Here is a 16016-nt window from a genome sequence, read left to right as displayed (position 1 = left end):
GAATAAGGAGTGTTTTTATGCCATCGATTATTTATTTATTAGCTTTAGCAATCTTTTGTATGACTACATCAGAATTTATGGTTGCAGGTATGATGAATGAACTTGCTCTTGCATTCCAGGTTCCTGTATCATCTATTGGGTATTTAATTTCAGCTTATGCAGGAGCAATGGTAATAGGAGGCCCCATTTTAACTGCAATCCTCTTACGAATGCGCAGCAAACAAGCATTATTGTTTTTAATGTTCATATTTTTAATTGGTCAATCGCTCGGAGCTATCGCTTGGAACTATGATATTATGATGATTTCACGTATTATAACTGGTATTGCTTCAGCTTCAGCTTTTGGAGTTGCGATTTCCTTTTCTGCGACATTGGTTCACTCTGATTCAAGGGGAAAAGCTGCATCAATTGTACTTGCAGGTTTAATGTTCGCAACTGTATTAGGTTTACCTATAACGACCGTTATTTCGCAATATTTTGGCTGGCGTATTAGTTTTGGGGCTGTTTCTGTTCTTGTGCTAGTATCAGGGATTATGATTCAACGGTTGTTACCATCCTCTTCAAATAAAGAGCAATTAAATTGGAAAGACGAACTTCTGCGATTTAAGAATATTCATCTTTGGGCAGCGTATATAACAAGTATGTTCATTATTGGTGGTACGTTTGCAGCATTTAGTTATTTCACTCCTATCTTTACAAATGTTACAGGGTTTTCAAGTGCAAGTATTCCATATTTACTTGCTCTCTATGGTAGTGCGACGGTAATTGGGAATATAATAATTGGCAAGTTCGCTGATAAATTTACAATGAAAATACTTACGGGTGGATTAATTATATTAATCATAGCGTTGTCTTTATTTGCTTTAAGTGCAGAGAATAAATACATTGCAGTGATTTCTACGATTTTTATTGGTTTAACTGGTGTAGCATTGAATCCAGCTATGGTTGCGAGGGTGATGAAGACAGCTAGTAATGGCATAATGATAAATACCGTTCATAGTTCTTTTATTACGCTAGGTATTGTTATTGGTTCGTCACTAGGTGGTATTGGGATCAGTAAAGGATATGGTTTTGTATCTCCGCTATGGATTGGAGCTTGTTTAGCTATCCTTGGGGTAATTTCGTTATTCCCATATTTACATAAAGGAAAGGCAGATTAAGATGTTTAAAATTTCTTTATATGAGGTACCGCCACATCGCTATCAAGCTAAGCTTATGCAAAGTCCATTTTAGGCGAAATTGTTTCTTTTTCTAAAGGGCAAGTGTAGGTGATTGAAAGATTTGCATACGAAATAAACCTTAACGGGTTTCACTTTTTTGAATTAAGCGGCTTGATTATCAGACATGGTACAATTGTAAACGACACCTAATATATCAAAGACCGTTTTTTTCTCATATCGATAAGATTTCCGCCCGTTTTGCTGTAGGAGGTTGAACAGGAGAATGAGAATCTTTGATAATTCTTGGGTGTCTTTCTGTATGGCTTGATAAATAAGAAAAAAATAATCTCTAATCATATATATGGCCTTATATTCACTCAGCTCTCGTTTCTTTTTCATAAGAAGTAATTGACGCATTTGAAACATAGTAGAAGAACAGAGGAGAATGGCGATCAGTTGCCCATACAAATGGCATTCTAATCTTTCTCGTTTTATCTTTTTACAATGGTGAATATAAAAGAATGATTTCCATGTTTTAAATAAAATCTCGATTTGCCAACGTAAAGAGTACAAATCATGTACTTGTCCCATCGAGACAATATCTGTAGAGGCGTTTGTCATATATACATTGATACCACTAAGTCGTTTGATACGAGGAGAATACGTCATTCCTTTCTTTTTTTCTCGTATAGCTTGATCACGTAATCGTTTTTGTTGTTGTTCTTTTGTTAGCCGATGAACAATCACACGAGTTGGGACTTTATCAGTCATTCCTACATAAGCGTCGGATATTTCATATGTTTGTCCTGGTTGAAGAGAGCTCATTAAAACCTCCATATCTATCTGGATATACTCTGTACCTTTCTTGATTCTGCTATCTTGAAAATAATCAGGGTTAGGATTTTTTTGATAAATACGTGTATTCGATTTAATACGTGAGATAGAATAAGCTTTTTTATCTTGTATATGTTAAAGATGTTTCAAATAAAAGAATGGGGCATTTAATGTAGAAGCATTTGATAAAAAAATCGCATAAATGAATTCAAAAAATAGAAATACATTTAATAAAACATATATGGACTTTTCTTTAATATCATAGCTTCAGTTTAACGATAGATAATTACCATGTAATTAGCCGTGCTAAAAAATACATATGATATTTCTATCTCCAGAGTTATATAATAGTGAGCTGTTGTACGTTAATACCACGAAATTTCTTCAATTTCTTTTTTATACTCTTTTTCATCATCTTTGTTTAACTTTTTATTATTAATGTAAACATAGTGCCATTCATAATTTTGTTTTTCTAAATATACATAGAAAACTATTTGTACATGTTCTTTTTCACTATTATCATAACCTGTAAATTCAACTACATAATGTTTTCCTTCTTTTTTTATATACTTCCATTTCGAGTTAGTGGTAAAGGATTCTAATGTCTCTCCTTCTTCACTCCAACGTACAACATTTTTCACATTTGTTTGGGTTGGTAAATATGCTAACTTTATGTCCATAATGTAAAGAAATGATAATAAAAATAGATTGAGGCATAGCATAATTTCAATGTGAGTGCCACCTTTTGCTCGTAAATACAGGTCTTGTTGAGTTTGAGGTAAACTCTTCACTTTTCCTAGAATTTGTATAGCGTGCTTAAAATACCAACGATTACCGTTCCACCCTACAACAAAACAAAATTCTAAATATAAGACTATGTCTACCCACAATGGGATATCTATTAGATGGAAAATAATAAACCATGGAATTTGTAGTAGTCCTAAGAGAAAGAAAAGTTTATACATTTTTCGATATGCTATCCAAAATAACGTGAAGAAGAAGGCTATCCAATTCCAAGTATTTTCTTTTGCTGGATCTTTAACTTCTCCCCATTTAAAGTCATAATAAGATTTCTTATTTTGAACGATTTTAAGTAGTGCTGGAAATGATGTAGCTTCTCCATCTAAATTAGTTATTTTCATCAAAAATTCCTCTCAGTACTGTTTGCATATAATTAGAAAGTGAAGGTAAATCGACAGTTTCGTTTTTCATACTTCTTCAATATGTTATGTATTTTTATAAATTTAATTTTGGTATTTATCATTTTTCTCTAAAGTGTTTTGATGAAAATAATTCTTCATTCATCAGACCAAAGTTCACTCATCAAATATATGAAATTGCAAATTATGGAGTTATCTCATGAAGTGAGACAACATTTACAGATTATTTCTGAAATGAGTGAAATGATAAATAGGAACATAGATCTCATTTCACTCCAACGTAGACACTACGATATATTAATTGGAAAGAGGAGTGAAATAAGTGTCATAACGCAAAGATTACAAATCGATATTAATGATATGGATGAACATTTTAATTCTTATATAAAAGAGTACAAATGAGTGATTTTCAAATAGTAGGTTCTCCATCTGCCATTTTCTATGATGAAGAGTATATTCCGAACCACAATGATATTGAATTAAGAATTCCAATTATATATGATAACACTGGAAATGTATCGCGGGATTGGGAGATAAAAAGCTAGATCAGCATCAAATTGTTACTACCTTACATCATGGGAGTTATGACGATATAGGTTACGATTATATGGCACTAGAAGAATGGATCAAGAATAATAGATATTCTGATAGTTGCTCCACTATATGAAGTCTATTTAAAGGGTCCCGAATGTGATTGTCCAGTGGAGGATTATGCGACGCAAATTTGATATTCGGTTATTAAAAAATAACAACAATAATGATTTGACCTTGACAATATGTTAACGTTTATTCTATTTTCAAAAGTAATTTATCTTAATAAAATAGGTAGAATCTAATTATTTAGTTCACATTTTAATCCAAGGGGTACAAATTTGATGCGACGTGAAAAGGATTTGTTGAAACAATGGAAGGCGGATTTGCAAGCTATTCAAGAAGAGAAGAGACTGAAGAAGAAGAAGGCTAAGAAAAAGAATAAGAAATATAGCATTCCGGGTAATACAGTTGACTTCATGGATGGCAAGAATACTTATCGTAAAGAGAATGGGGTATGGAAACAAAGGAATAAATAAAGTGAGGATAAATGATTTTGATTAAGTGTATGGAAATTACTGTAGGTGCTGACATAATCTAGCTAGCGTCTTATTTGTTGTTAAGGAAAGATACTGAAGCAAAAACAGAGTTTGTTAACAAATACACTAAAATTGCGAAAACTAAATTTGAAAACAAATACTATAGTAAATATGAATGGACCATACAGCGGGATAGTAAATGAAGAGATTCAATTTCATAGTGATGGTACAAAAAGTGAAAATGAAAAAGTTATTTCTTATCTATGGAACTTTGGAGATGATACAACAAGTACAGGAGCAAATCCTACCCATGTATATGGAGAAAAAGGAACATACACTGTGGAACTAACAGTAAAAGATAGTAGGGGAAAAGAAAGCAAAGAACAAACAAAGTTACTGTAAAACAAGATCCGCAAACAGGTGAATCCCATGAAGAGGAGAAGGTACTCCCGTTTAATACGCTTGTAAAAGGAAATCTGATTACTCCTGATCAAACAGATGTTTATACGTTTAATGTTACAGATCCAAAAGAAGTAGATATTTCTGTGGTAAATGAACAAAATATTGGGATGACATGGGTACTTTATCATGAATCAGACATGCAAAATTATGTAGCTTGTGGTGAAAATGAAGGAAATGTTATAAAGGGGAAATTCACAGCGAAACCAGGTAAATATTATTTAAATGTATATAAATTCGATGATAAAAACGGTGAATATTCATTATTAGTAAAATGAATTTATTTCTAACATGTATAGAATGATTGTTTTAAGGAGGAGTCTGTTAGGATAGGCTCCTCCTACTTTTTATTTACATATTAGAACCATTAAGAATAGAAAAAAATCGTGTTTGAAAAAAGTTTAATTATTTCCTATCTGCATTACTATAATATCAGACTCTTTTCTTTAATAAGTCTAAAAGTTAATGTACAAAATTCAAGTGCTTATAAGGAATACTTAGCTAACTGTTCACCCCAAGATGATAATTCAGTTTCAATAAATCCTGCTTTTTTATATACAAATTTAGCTGTAAGGTTTTCAGGAGCATATCCAATCATTATTTTAGAAATGTTTGGGTTATTATTGCTTCTTATCTTATCAATTACCAGAGGTATAGCTTGTTTACCTATACCTTGCCCTTGAAATTTTTTATCAATCATAAGTCTATAAATCCAATAATTATTATCATCAGGATCTATCCCAAACATAGTAAATCCTATCATTTTTTCATCAAGATAAATACCGTTTGCATAGAAATTATCTAGAAATTGAACTTCTGCGATAGAATAAAGGTTGGATGCAATAAATGTTTGTTGTTCTTCTGTAACAGAAAGTGTAATTGCTTCTTCCCAATTACTTTTGTCAATAGCCTTTAAATAAATCTTATTCAATCTGAAACTCTCCTTCCAATATTGAAGAGGAAGCACATAGTTTATGGGCTAGTGATACGTTATCCTCTTGTTTTTTTGCCCAATCAAATAGAAATATTTTCTCATCGACAACGCCTCCTTAAAGTTACAATTCAAAAAACATTATTATAATCAATATCAATATCAATATAAATATATTTTATCCACTATAAATTATTTTCCTGTTGAAAAGATTCTATTTTTCTGTCTAATTTATCCAAGGTATATGATACCAAGTATCGGGAGAATCTCTTTGCAAACAATTATATTTCACTTTGAATAAAGAATAATGTTTTTTGTTTTGGAGAAGAATATGATTGTTAACTTGATAGCAGTGTGGCGGTACACTATTGTCATCAACCTATTATTCTATGATTTTTGTTTCTATTTACTTATATTTTCATTGTTACTGAACTCTACTTCATTAAAAGTTTGTTTATACCCCAGATTACCTCGTGTGAAAATAAGAATAAGTAAAGCGACAAATCCCAATCCTATCACTACAAATATATCCGTATTCTTTATAACAGGGTTGGTGGAATGAGTTTGTGCTAAACTAAACGTATTTATACTCGCATGAATTAGTATGACAATAAATAAATTACCGTGATTGCAGTTATAGCTCCAAGTAAGAATGATTGAGATCGGCAAACATAGTAAAATAAAAATTGGCAAATGGATATATAGGAGAGAAAGGTCAGAACCCGGGCCACCCTTTTGTGCAGCCGTTAAGAAATGTGGAAGATGCCAGAAAGTCCACAAAACACTAAGTAGTAAAGTAGCTTTTAACGGTCCAAATTTCGATTGTAATCGAGGCAGAGCGAAACCACGCCATCCGATTTCCTCGGGTAAAGGCCCACCGAGAAAGAAAATTGCTATAAAAGAGAAGAGATAGGTTATAAAAAATTCAAAATTAAGGTCACGGAAAGTAGGTATCTCTCCATTTACTATTACCATACCCAGAAACATTGCAGCGGGGATAACGATGAGGGTAAAAAAGTACCACTTCAAACCGACCTTAGTAGTTAGAATGCTGTTTCTAATTTTTTTCCATGACTCTTTGCCTTCAAGAATTCGGATCATGATACATGCTGCTAGCATAGGACCTACAAATGCATTGGCATAAAAGAAAAGATTAAACATTTTTGTTTTCGGGAAAATACCCCATTGTGACAAGATAAATGGAATTAATACAACCCACGAGAAAACATATGCCATAAAAAAAATGAAGTTAACGGATAGAATTCCAAATACCTTCTCAAACCTGTTGATGAATTTTTTGATTTTGTTAAATAATCCAACACAATCACCTCTTCATTTATATAAACCTGCATCCGTGCTAATTCTACATGTTTTGATAAAGAACCTTTTTGATGTAATAATGTTCACTAAAATTTATTTGGTTTGCCGGCTCCAAATAAGAGAAAAAAACTTGCAGAATATTTCTGTAAGGTTTTTTCTTTAAAAGTATGAGCTATCAGTACTAAAAACCTACAGTACCATATCTAATCTTGTTTCATTAGTTAATTCAATAGTATTAGTAACATCAGTTGGAGAGTTATTTTTAGTTTAGTTTGATTCCTTCTCCTTATCAGCACGGAACTTGTTTAGCATCTCCATAATAATCCATAAGGGGACACCTTTATCTCTTAATATTTTCCATAAATCCATTTCAGTAAATTTGACACTAGATTGTTTTTCTTCTTTTTCTGATGACCGAATATCAAATTTGATAGCTAAATCATTAGTAGCTTCTTTTCCCTGAGTAGAAGGGAAGCCTTGAGTATTTTTTTCTGTACCCACAGTTGAATATATTGTAGATTGATTTACATTATGTGCATGTAACCCAAATTCCATTTCTTGCATCTATTTTATATTAATTTAATATATAAATGTAATTGTTTTAAAGGTGCTTTGTAAAAATAGCTCATTTTTTCGTTTTGGGGGCATTTCTTTTTCTTAAGTTAATGGACATGTATGGTGACCTCTATTAGACGATAGTGAATGAACAATTTCGGGGTTCAGTTCAACTTTATTCAAAATAAGATTTTTTTGCAGTAAAATTAATGTTAGTGGAACTTTTTTAATCAAACTTTTTTAAAAATTAACATAAATACTTGCAATATTTAAATTAGTACTATATAGTTCTAGTTATGACAAAGATAAAATTAATGAATCAAAAACGTGTGATTGAAGTAGCTGCAACATTATTTTTAGAAAAAGGGTTTGCTTATACAAGTATGGATGAATTAGTACGTGTAAGCAAAGTTTCAAAGTCTAATGTGTATTATCACTTTTCTAATAAGGAAGTATTATTAGAAGGGGTCGTTGATTATTGGATTGAAATGTATCAATCTGCAATTGATGACATACTTTCTCAGAACCAATTTTTAGTTGAAGATCGTATCCAACTGTTTTTAAAGCAATTATCACAAGGAGTTCAGTCGAGAGAGTATAAGGGGAGCTGTCCATTTATTACTCTTTATATTCAAAGTCCTAAACAGGCCACGCAAATAAAAGAAAAAATAGGTCTTTTTTTTACAGGATTACAAAAGAAAGTTTCTCTATTACTTAAACAAGGGGTAGAGAATGGAGAATTTAGAAATACGATTAATATTGATGAGGTTGCATCACTTTTTATTACAAATCTTGAAGGAGCGTTATTTATTTCAGAAACATTGAAGGATGCAACTGTAATCACGAAAACAGCAGATTATTTTTTAAAATTGCTTCGATAAAAGAAGCATTTTTTTTACATCAAATTAGTACTGATTAGTACTAAAAAGGAGATCTTATATGAGAACACTATTTTTAATTGGTGGAACAGGCTTTATTGGAAAGCAATTAGTAAAAGAATTAGCCAAAGAGGATGTTAAAATTCTTCTTTTAGTGAGGTCGAAAAATAAAGCAACACGCCTTTTTCAAGAAAGAGGCATCTTAAAAAAGGAAGTTATGCACTTTATTGAAGGTGATTTGACGAAAATAGATTTAGGTCTAAGTGCTGAAGATAAGGAGAGGGTATTGAAAACGGATGTGATTATTCACGCAGGAGGCCCCATGGATATTCAAGCGACAAGTAAAGAGGCAGCTTCCGTATTTTTAAATGGCGCCAAATATATTAGTGAATTAGCTAAAAGTATTCATCAATTGAAGGGTTTGCAACAATTTATTCATGTTGTAGGTTATATGAGTCCTTTTGATGATAAAAATAGCAAGATTGCAATTGATGTGTTTAAAGAAGGAAACAATTATTTGAAAATAAAAAATCCATATGAGAGAACAAAATTTTTAGCAGATCTTTATATCCGTCAGCAGGCATCAGCAGTAGGTTATCCGCTTTCTGTAATTAATCCGCCAACTGTAGTCGGTAGTAGTAAAACAGGGAGTACAGAGCAGATAGCAGGATTAGGTTTGCTTGTGATGAGTATGCGAAGAGGGCTCATGCCAGTGATTCCTGGAGGTAAGGGATATAGGTTACCACTTATTTCAAACGATGAGCTTGTGAAGTTTATTGTGCAGGTTTTCAGATTGGAGCAACCGACTATTCAAACATATACACTTGTTGAAGACAAACAGCACGATCAGAACATTACTGAATTATTAAGTATTATGTCGGAAAGTATGAATATGAGGGCACCAAAAATCTCTGTCCCAATGCCACTTATGAAAGCAATTATGAATAGTGGAGGAAGTAAAATAACAAAAATTCCTTCTGATGGACTGAATTTTATTACAAAACGAAAATTTTCAAATGTTTCAGCGAAGAAAATTATGGGAGGAGATTGGTTTAAGGAGACGAATGTAATGAAATTTTTCCCTGCCGTAGTAGCTGATCTGGATTATCGAATGATGTATCAAAATGGCCAACATAATCAATTATTTAAACGAACATTATGCGATAACACTACCCTTTACCAATTACAAGGAGAGGGTAAACCGTTTATATTATTACATGGTTTATTGAGTGATGGAGAGGATTTATTTCCTTTAGCACAAGAGCTTCATGAAAAAACTGGTCAACCTGTATGGATCTTGGATCTTCCAGGTTTGGGACGCTCTCCTTTTAAACTGGAGAAAAATCTTCTAGATATCTATTTGAATGTAGTGAAAAAATTATTGGAGAAAGCTACGAATGGTGCACATCTAATTGGCCATTCATTCGGTGCGTTTATTCTTCTGGAAGCATTGGTACAAGAGTACATAGATAAGAAGTATTCAATCACTTTACTTCAGCCACCTGTTGTTAAAAAAAATGCTAAATTGTTAAATGTTCCTCAATTTATGAACAAATGGACATTAAAATTGGCAACTACTAATTTGATAGGGCGTTATTTATTAAGTAATGGTTTGTTTGAAAGTATCGAGAGTATCCCTGAACATTATATTGAAAAAATAAGAAACAGTTTTACTTCTCCTAGAATTTTAAATACTACGGTTCAGCTTAACAGTTTACTACTGAAAAACAATCAAGGTGATTTCAATGAAGTAACAAAGTATAACCTTCACATTATTTGGGGGGATTATGACAGAGGCTATTCTGCTCCATCGCATCTTGGTAAGGTTGATTTTGTTCCATATGGCCATCATTTTCCTCTTAGCCATCCGAGTGAAACGGCAACATTAGTAATAAAAAATAGTAATATTAGCAGATGAGAGTGTGGGATAAATAAAAAGTGTGTAGTAAGATCGTTGTGTCTTTGAAATAAAATCTTACTGTTTGGGGTCCCGCCACATAGCTATCAAGTTAATATTTTAAATTACCCCCATAACGAAAATTTTATATCACTACAACAGTCATTTATGAGAAGTTAGGCCATTTTATTTATTGCTATGCTGTTTTCTTGTGACACAGAGTACAATTATAGGCAACATCTAAAATATTAAAGACTTTCTTTTTTTCATAACAGTGGAACTTTCGCCGTTTTTCTGTAGGAGGATAAACAGGCGAAGCAGGATTACTTGAGTTGAAAGCTCTTGATACAATCCGATATAAGCTTCGTAAATTTCGTGGGTTTGTCCTGGTTATAGCTGGAATAAATTTGACAATTGTTACAGAAAAAAGAACTGACATTCTTACAAATCTGGAAAATTGATAATGGCTGTTTATGAAACTTTCAATATTTATAATTAAAGTTGGTGCTACTTCTTTATTGCATTAGATAGCAATGTAATTTATAATACGTTTAAATGATTAAATTATTAAACGGAAGGTAATGTTAGCGAAATGAACTGTAATGATAAAGTAATGCATATTTTAGAAAATTTAAGACCATGTTTCCAAGGGTTGGGAGATCCAACTCGTCAGCAAATTGTATCGCTTTTAATTGATAAAGATAGCTTGAATGTGACACAAATTGCGGAGCATATTCCCATGTCAAGACCTACTGTATCTCATCATTTGAAAATATTGAAACAATCAGGGTTACTTCGAGTTCAGAAAAAAGGCACTGAAATGTATTATTGTCTTGAATTTTATGAAACAATAAATCTTTTAAAAGAACTTGTTTCTTTAGTTGAAGATGAATGTAAGAATTAGGTACTCATTTATAGTTTAGGGACAGCTTTTGTCCCTTTTTTTAGCGACATTATGTTAAAAGGTTTAAGTTTTTAATCATTTAAACATATGATCTCACACTAATTAAAATGGAGGTTTCAGATGAATAAGAAAACAGTATTAATTGTTGGTGGGTATGGTGTTGTTGGTAGTCAAATTGCTCAAATTTTACATGATCGACATCCTGATTTGGAAATTAGATTAGGAGGAAGAACTTTAGGGAAAGCGTTACCTTTTGAATCAGATAGAGTAAAAATAGTCACTGTAGACAACACATTAGATGATCCGTTAAGAAATTTGGATGATAATTTCACATTAGTTGTTAATGCGGTTAATGACCCGCAAGATAGACTACTTCTATCTGCAGTTCAAAAAAAAATTCCATTGGTTGACATTACTCGTTGGACTGAACGTTTTAAGAGTTCTATTGATCGATTAAAAAATGTTGAGGTCCAATCCCCTGTTGTATTAGCTTCAGGGTGGATGGGAGGGACAGCAGCTCTTTTTGCTAAAATGTATTCAAAAGAACTTCAAGAGGTTACGGTTGATATCAACGCACTATATTCTCTTCAAGACAAAGCGGGACCAAATTCAACAGCATATATGGACCGGTTAACGATTCCATTTGAAGTCAAAGCTCGAGAGGGAATGCGACAGGCTTATCCAATGACTGATCCAATCAAAGTCCGCTTTCCCAACGGTTATATAACCAAATGTTATCGTTTGGATACTCCTGATCACGTAACCCTGCCAGAATCAATTCATGCTGTTTCGGCTAACTTCCGGATTGCTTTTGATAGTAAAATATCTACATATGGACTGGTTTCTCTGGTGAATACAGGAATTTGGAAACTGATCAGTGGAGAAAAATTTAATGACTTACGAAAAAATATTCTTTATAAACCCGGAAGTGGAAGTGCACATAACATAGTTATTCACCTTAAAGGTTATGATGCTAATGGTGTATTGCATAGACGATGTGTGAACATATCAGATCCGTTAGGACAGACACATCTTACTGCTTTAGGAGCAGCTGTCCAAGCAGAGAATATTTTACAAACATCTGATATTGTGGTTCCGGATGCTAAAATTTACTTTCCGGAAAATTTATTAGATTTGGGTATGAATGCATCTGTAATTTTAGATTTTTATAGGGAATATGGGGTTAATATTACGAAAGAAAATATATAAAAGGTATCGTTCTATTCGTGGTAGTACACATATGGCTATCAAGCAAAGAAGAGCAAATACCCCGAATAACTTAATGGCAGTTTAGTTTAATAAGAACCAATGGTAAAATGATGAGAATTAATTATGCTATGGGGCTGGTCAGTTGTAATTTTATAAAGGAGTTGTGAAAAGTTGAAATATCGCAAAGCAAATATCGATGATATTGATAAATTGGTCGAGTTAAGAAAAAAGCAATTAGTTGATTAGTTGATGAAGTTAAGATTTCAGGTATCTCACAAATATGGCTTGGGGCTTCAAAAATGGGTAGATCAGTGTATAAAAAGTTTGGTTTTATGGAAACTGATGAATTTCTAGAATTAGGGTGTTTGTGCCCATCCACCGAAAAAGGGGAATAAGATAAGATATTCCAATGTGGAAAAGTAACTCTAAAATCAACCTTTATTGTATATTTTGGAGTTACTTGACGTTTACTTTTCTACGGAAAGTTGACACTTTTATCCTATGCCTAAAGGCGGATTGAATTCCTGCATAGGCTTTCCAGTATCACTGAATTTGTAAAGAAAAGTTGTGAACAATTGAAAAAATAATGGTTGAAATAATGAAAGGTGAGAAGGAGTTTATTTCTAATAAGCGAAATATTATATTGTAATGTTTTATCCTAAATTATTTGTAAAGGTGGATACATAATGACAGTAAAGAAGCTTTATTTCCTCCCAGCAGGTCGTTGTATGTTGGATCATTCTTCAGTTAATGGTACACTTACACCGGGTAAACTACTAAACTTACCTGTTTGGTGCTATCTTTTGGACACAGAAGAGGGACTTATTTTAGTAGATACAGGTATGCCAGAAAGTGCTCTTAATAATGAGAATCTTTTTAAAGGTACATTTGTTGAAGGACAAGTTTTACCTAAAATGAATGAGAACGATAGGATCATAAATATTTTAAAGCGTGCCGGATATGAGCCAGATGATCTTCTTTATATCATTAGTTCTCACTTGCATTTTGATCATGCAGGAGGAAATGGCGTTTTTACAAATACACCAATTATTGTACAGCGTGCTGAATATGAGGTAGCACTCCACAGAGAGGAATATTTGAAAGAATGTATATTGCCGAATTTAAACTATAAAATCATTGAAGGGGATTATGAAGTAGTGCCAGGTGTGCAATTAATATATACACCGGGACATACGCCAGGGCATCAGTCATTATTAATTGAGACGGAAAAATCAGGTCCAGTGTTGCTAACTATTGATGCATCATATACGAAAGAAAACTTTGAAAATGAAGTACCGTTTGCTGGATTTGATTCGGATTTAGCTTTATCTTCAATAAAACGTTTAAAAGATGTTGTTAAGAAAGAAAATCCGATTATTTTCTTTGGACATGATATGGAGCAAGAAAAGGTCTGTAAAGTATTCCCAGATTATTTGTGATATAGCATATAAAAAGTCATGGGCTCGTTTGAGGTGCCCCCTGAAAGTTAGCTCATGACTTTTTGTTTTGGGTTGTTATAAAATTCTTAAGTTGATGGGCATGGGGTCCCGCCACATTGCTATCAAGCTAAGCTCATACAACATCAATTATAGTAGAGGCTGTTTCTTTTTGCTGAAGGCTATGCGTAGGAATTTTAAAGATTTGCATACAAAATAAACCCTAAAGGGTTTCCTTTTTTGAATTTAAGCCGCTTGATTATCAGACATAGTACAATTATAAACGATACCTAATATATCAAAGACTGTTTTTTTCTCGTATCGATGAGATTTTCGCCCATTTTGCTGTAGGAGGTTGAACAGGCGAATGAGAATCTTTGATAATTCTTGGGTGTCTTTTTGTATGGCTTGATAAATAAGAAGAAAATAATCTTTGATCATATATATGGCCTTATATTCACTCAGCTCTCGTTTCTTTTTCATAAGAAGTAATTGACGCATTTGAAACATAGTAGACGAACAGAGTAGAATGGCGATCAGTTGCCCATACAAATGGCATTCTAATCTTTCACGTTTTATCTTTTTACAATGGTGAATATGAAAGAATGACTTCCATGTTTTAAATAAAATCTCGATTTGCCAACGTAAAGAATACCAATCATGTACTTGTCCCATCGGGACAATATTTGTAGAGGCGTTTGTCATATATACATTGATACCACTAAGTCGTTTGCTACGAGGAGAATACTTCATTCCTTTCTTTTTTTCTCGTATAGCTTGATCACGTAATCGTTTTTTTTGTTGTTCATCTGTAAGTCGATGAACGATTACACGGGTTGGTACTTTATCGTTCATACCTACATAGGCATCGGATATTTCATATGTTTGTCCTGGTTGGAGAGAGCTCATTAATACCTCCATATCTAGCTGTATATACTCTGTACCTTTCTTTATTCTTCCATCCTGAAAATAATCAGGTTTGCAATTTTTTTGATAAATACGTGTATTAGATTTAATACGAGAGATATAGTAAGCCTTTTTATCTTGTATATGTTGAAGATCTTTTAAATGAAAATACCCTAAATCACGGATACATAAATCATTTGGTTCCACAGTTGGAACACACAGAGAACCATAGGTTCGATCATGCTGTTTACCGGGACCTGTATGAATATGTAGGAACTTTCCACTTAATAAATCATACTCAAGCTGAATCTTTACTCCCGCTGTATGGCTGCATCCTCCTGCACCTGGATAAACCGATGAAAATACATCCGGGAGTTGAAATGCAGTTGAATCTAAAATACGAATACGCTTGAAAACAGAAGTATATGGAGAAGAAAGTGGCATAGATGAGGTTAATTTATGGTTTAGTAGTTCAGCTAATACATGTTGTAAAAGTTGAACGGCCGCTTTATTAAATCGTTGATTCAGTCCCTCGGGACTGATGAGTACTTCTGTTGATGCTTCTAAACAGCTAGATAACTGAGTTAAAGAAGTTGTAGCGACATTTTGGCTCATCCATACGCATAAAGCGACTAAATCTTTTGCTTGGTATTTACTGGTCCGTTGTACAAAACCGACATCTCTAGCAAAATCTAGTAAGATATTTGGAGATAAAAATCTTTGAATCTCCTGAGCAAATAGTTGTAATTCATCAGATACAGAAATAGACATACAAAAACGCCATCCTTTCCTATGATTCTATAGAAAGAATAGCGTATTTTTAAATTTCGGGGGGATTTTTTTGCTAATTTAATATCGATGCAGCAGCCTCGTATAGAAGGACACTTTAAATGTTATTCTTATTTTTTAGTAACATATTTAATTCTTTAGCATCTTTTTTTGTATTTAAAAATGATATTAACCAAGAAAATGCATATATCAAAACTATACTCTCAAGAAAATCAGCAGTTGGGAATATTTCTATCCAATGGTTATATGTAGATATAAGAAAGACAACTATAATCATCATGAAAAAATGGATTACCAAGGCGAACAAATAGCTGATTCTTTCAATATCAAAAATGAATGTAAAAATGCCTGCACAAGCTGAGATTATAAGAACACTTATTATCTCAGCTTGTGTAATAGATATATTATTGTTTCTTGATAGCAAAACTATCATGTATATAAATGAACCAGTTCCTAAACCTGTATACAGTCGATTTTTTAGTTTCAATAAAGTCTTTCCCTTCTTTTT

The 16016-nt window shown here is 32.7% G+C and carries 11 protein-coding genes and 6 pseudogenes; 10 read left to right on the top strand and 7 right to left on the bottom strand.

Translation table 11 applies throughout. The annotated features are described in order from the left end of the window. The first annotated feature begins 17 nt into the window (after nt 1-17). On the top strand, nt 18-1160 hold the full coding sequence (locus tag QCI81_RS02870; RefSeq protein WP_001139228.1) for an MFS transporter: 1143 nt from the start codon (nt 18-20) through the stop codon (nt 1158-1160). A 162-nt stretch (nt 1161-1322) separates the two neighbouring features. Here the strand turns inward: QCI81_RS02870 and QCI81_RS02865 are convergent. Both QCI81_RS02865 and QCI81_RS02860 read right to left on the bottom strand, forming a co-directional pair. Then, nucleotides 1323-2129 (bottom strand): annotated as a pseudogene (locus QCI81_RS02865) (IS4 family transposase); the annotation flags it as partial. Nucleotides 2130-2359: 230 nt separating this feature from the next. Continuing rightward, complete coding sequence (locus tag QCI81_RS02860; protein ID WP_071731940.1) at nt 2360-3136, bottom strand: DUF2628 domain-containing protein; 777 nt, start codon at nt 3134-3136, stop codon at nt 2360-2362. A 141-nt stretch (nt 3137-3277) separates the two neighbouring features. Between QCI81_RS02860 and QCI81_RS02855 the strand changes: the two are divergent. The 3 genes and pseudogenes from QCI81_RS02855 to QCI81_RS02845 form a co-directional block, all read left to right on the top strand. Then, nucleotides 3278-3882, top strand: a pseudogene (locus QCI81_RS02855) (GyrI-like domain-containing protein); the annotation flags it as partial. A 147-nt stretch (nt 3883-4029) separates the two neighbouring features. Next, nucleotides 4030-4224 carry a hypothetical protein gene (locus QCI81_RS02850; protein ID WP_023522421.1) on the top strand — a complete coding sequence of 65 codons (195 nt, stop codon included), beginning with the start codon at nt 4030-4032 and terminating at the stop codon, nt 4222-4224. Between the two features lie 150 nt (nt 4225-4374). Beyond that, nucleotides 4375-4961: pseudogene (locus QCI81_RS02845) on the top strand (PKD domain-containing protein); the annotation flags it as partial. 206 nt (nt 4962-5167) lie between these two features. On the opposite strand, the gene QCI81_RS02840 reads toward QCI81_RS02845, so the two are convergent. From QCI81_RS02840 to QCI81_RS02830, 3 genes and pseudogenes are all read right to left on the bottom strand, one after another. Then, entirely contained in the window at nt 5168-5614 is a 447-nt protein-coding gene (locus tag QCI81_RS02840; RefSeq protein ID WP_053564032.1) for a GNAT family N-acetyltransferase, read from the bottom strand. Nucleotides 5615-6016: 402 nt separating this feature from the next. After that, nucleotides 6017-6966, bottom strand: a pseudogene (locus tag QCI81_RS02835) (CPBP family intramembrane glutamic endopeptidase). A 157-nt stretch (nt 6967-7123) separates the two neighbouring features. Beyond that, nucleotides 7124-7489 (bottom strand): annotated as a pseudogene (locus QCI81_RS02830) (DUF3914 domain-containing protein). A 314-nt stretch (nt 7490-7803) separates the two neighbouring features. Here QCI81_RS02830 and QCI81_RS02825 point away from each other — a divergent pair. The 6 genes and pseudogenes from QCI81_RS02825 to aiiA all read left to right on the top strand — a co-directional run bounded on the left by QCI81_RS02825 (nt 7804) and on the right by aiiA (nt 13816). Continuing rightward, on the top strand, nt 7804-8370 hold the full coding sequence (locus QCI81_RS02825; RefSeq protein ID WP_043924681.1) for a TetR/AcrR family transcriptional regulator: 567 nt from the start codon (nt 7804-7806) through the stop codon (nt 8368-8370). A 58-nt stretch (nt 8371-8428) separates the two neighbouring features. Then, nucleotides 8429-10285, top strand: a complete 1857-nt coding sequence (locus QCI81_RS02820; RefSeq protein ID WP_071731942.1) for an alpha/beta fold hydrolase — start codon at nt 8429-8431, stop codon at nt 10283-10285. 571 nt (nt 10286-10856) lie between these two features. After that, nucleotides 10857-11168 (top strand): ArsR/SmtB family transcription factor, encoded by a 312-nt coding sequence (locus QCI81_RS02815; RefSeq protein ID WP_050845349.1) that lies wholly within the window; start codon nt 10857-10859, stop codon nt 11166-11168. 120 nt (nt 11169-11288) lie between these two features. Next, entirely contained in the window at nt 11289-12377 is a 1089-nt protein-coding gene (locus QCI81_RS02810) for a saccharopine dehydrogenase family protein (protein ID WP_071731943.1), read from the top strand. 242 nt (nt 12378-12619) lie between these two features. Then, nucleotides 12620-12772, top strand: a pseudogene (locus QCI81_RS27150) (GNAT family N-acetyltransferase); the annotation flags it as partial. 291 nt (nt 12773-13063) lie between these two features. Further along, nucleotides 13064-13816: a quorum-quenching N-acyl homoserine lactonase AiiA gene (gene aiiA, locus QCI81_RS02805; RefSeq protein ID WP_071731944.1), complete on the top strand. Its 753-nt coding sequence runs from the start codon at nt 13064-13066 to the stop codon at nt 13814-13816. A gap of 243 nt (nt 13817-14059) precedes the next feature. Here the strand turns inward: aiiA and QCI81_RS02800 are convergent, their stop codons facing one another. Both QCI81_RS02800 and QCI81_RS02795 read right to left on the bottom strand, forming a co-directional pair. Continuing rightward, nucleotides 14060-15490, bottom strand: coding sequence for an IS4 family transposase (locus QCI81_RS02800; RefSeq protein ID WP_071731945.1), 1431 nt, complete (start codon nt 15488-15490; stop codon nt 14060-14062). Nucleotides 15491-15605: 115 nt separating this feature from the next. Beyond that, a complete protein-coding gene (locus QCI81_RS02795; RefSeq protein WP_000769224.1) occupies nt 15606-15995 on the bottom strand; it encodes a DUF3021 domain-containing protein in 390 nt (129 codons plus the stop codon). Between the last annotated feature and the right edge of the window lie 21 nt (nt 15996-16016).

It is taken from the genome of Bacillus cereus group sp. MG20, from assembly GCF_040459885.1.
In the GTDB taxonomy this organism is placed as follows: Bacteria; Bacillota; Bacilli; order Bacillales; family Bacillaceae_G; genus Bacillus_A; species Bacillus_A cereus.
This window is presented reverse-complemented; position numbering and strand designations above follow the sequence as displayed.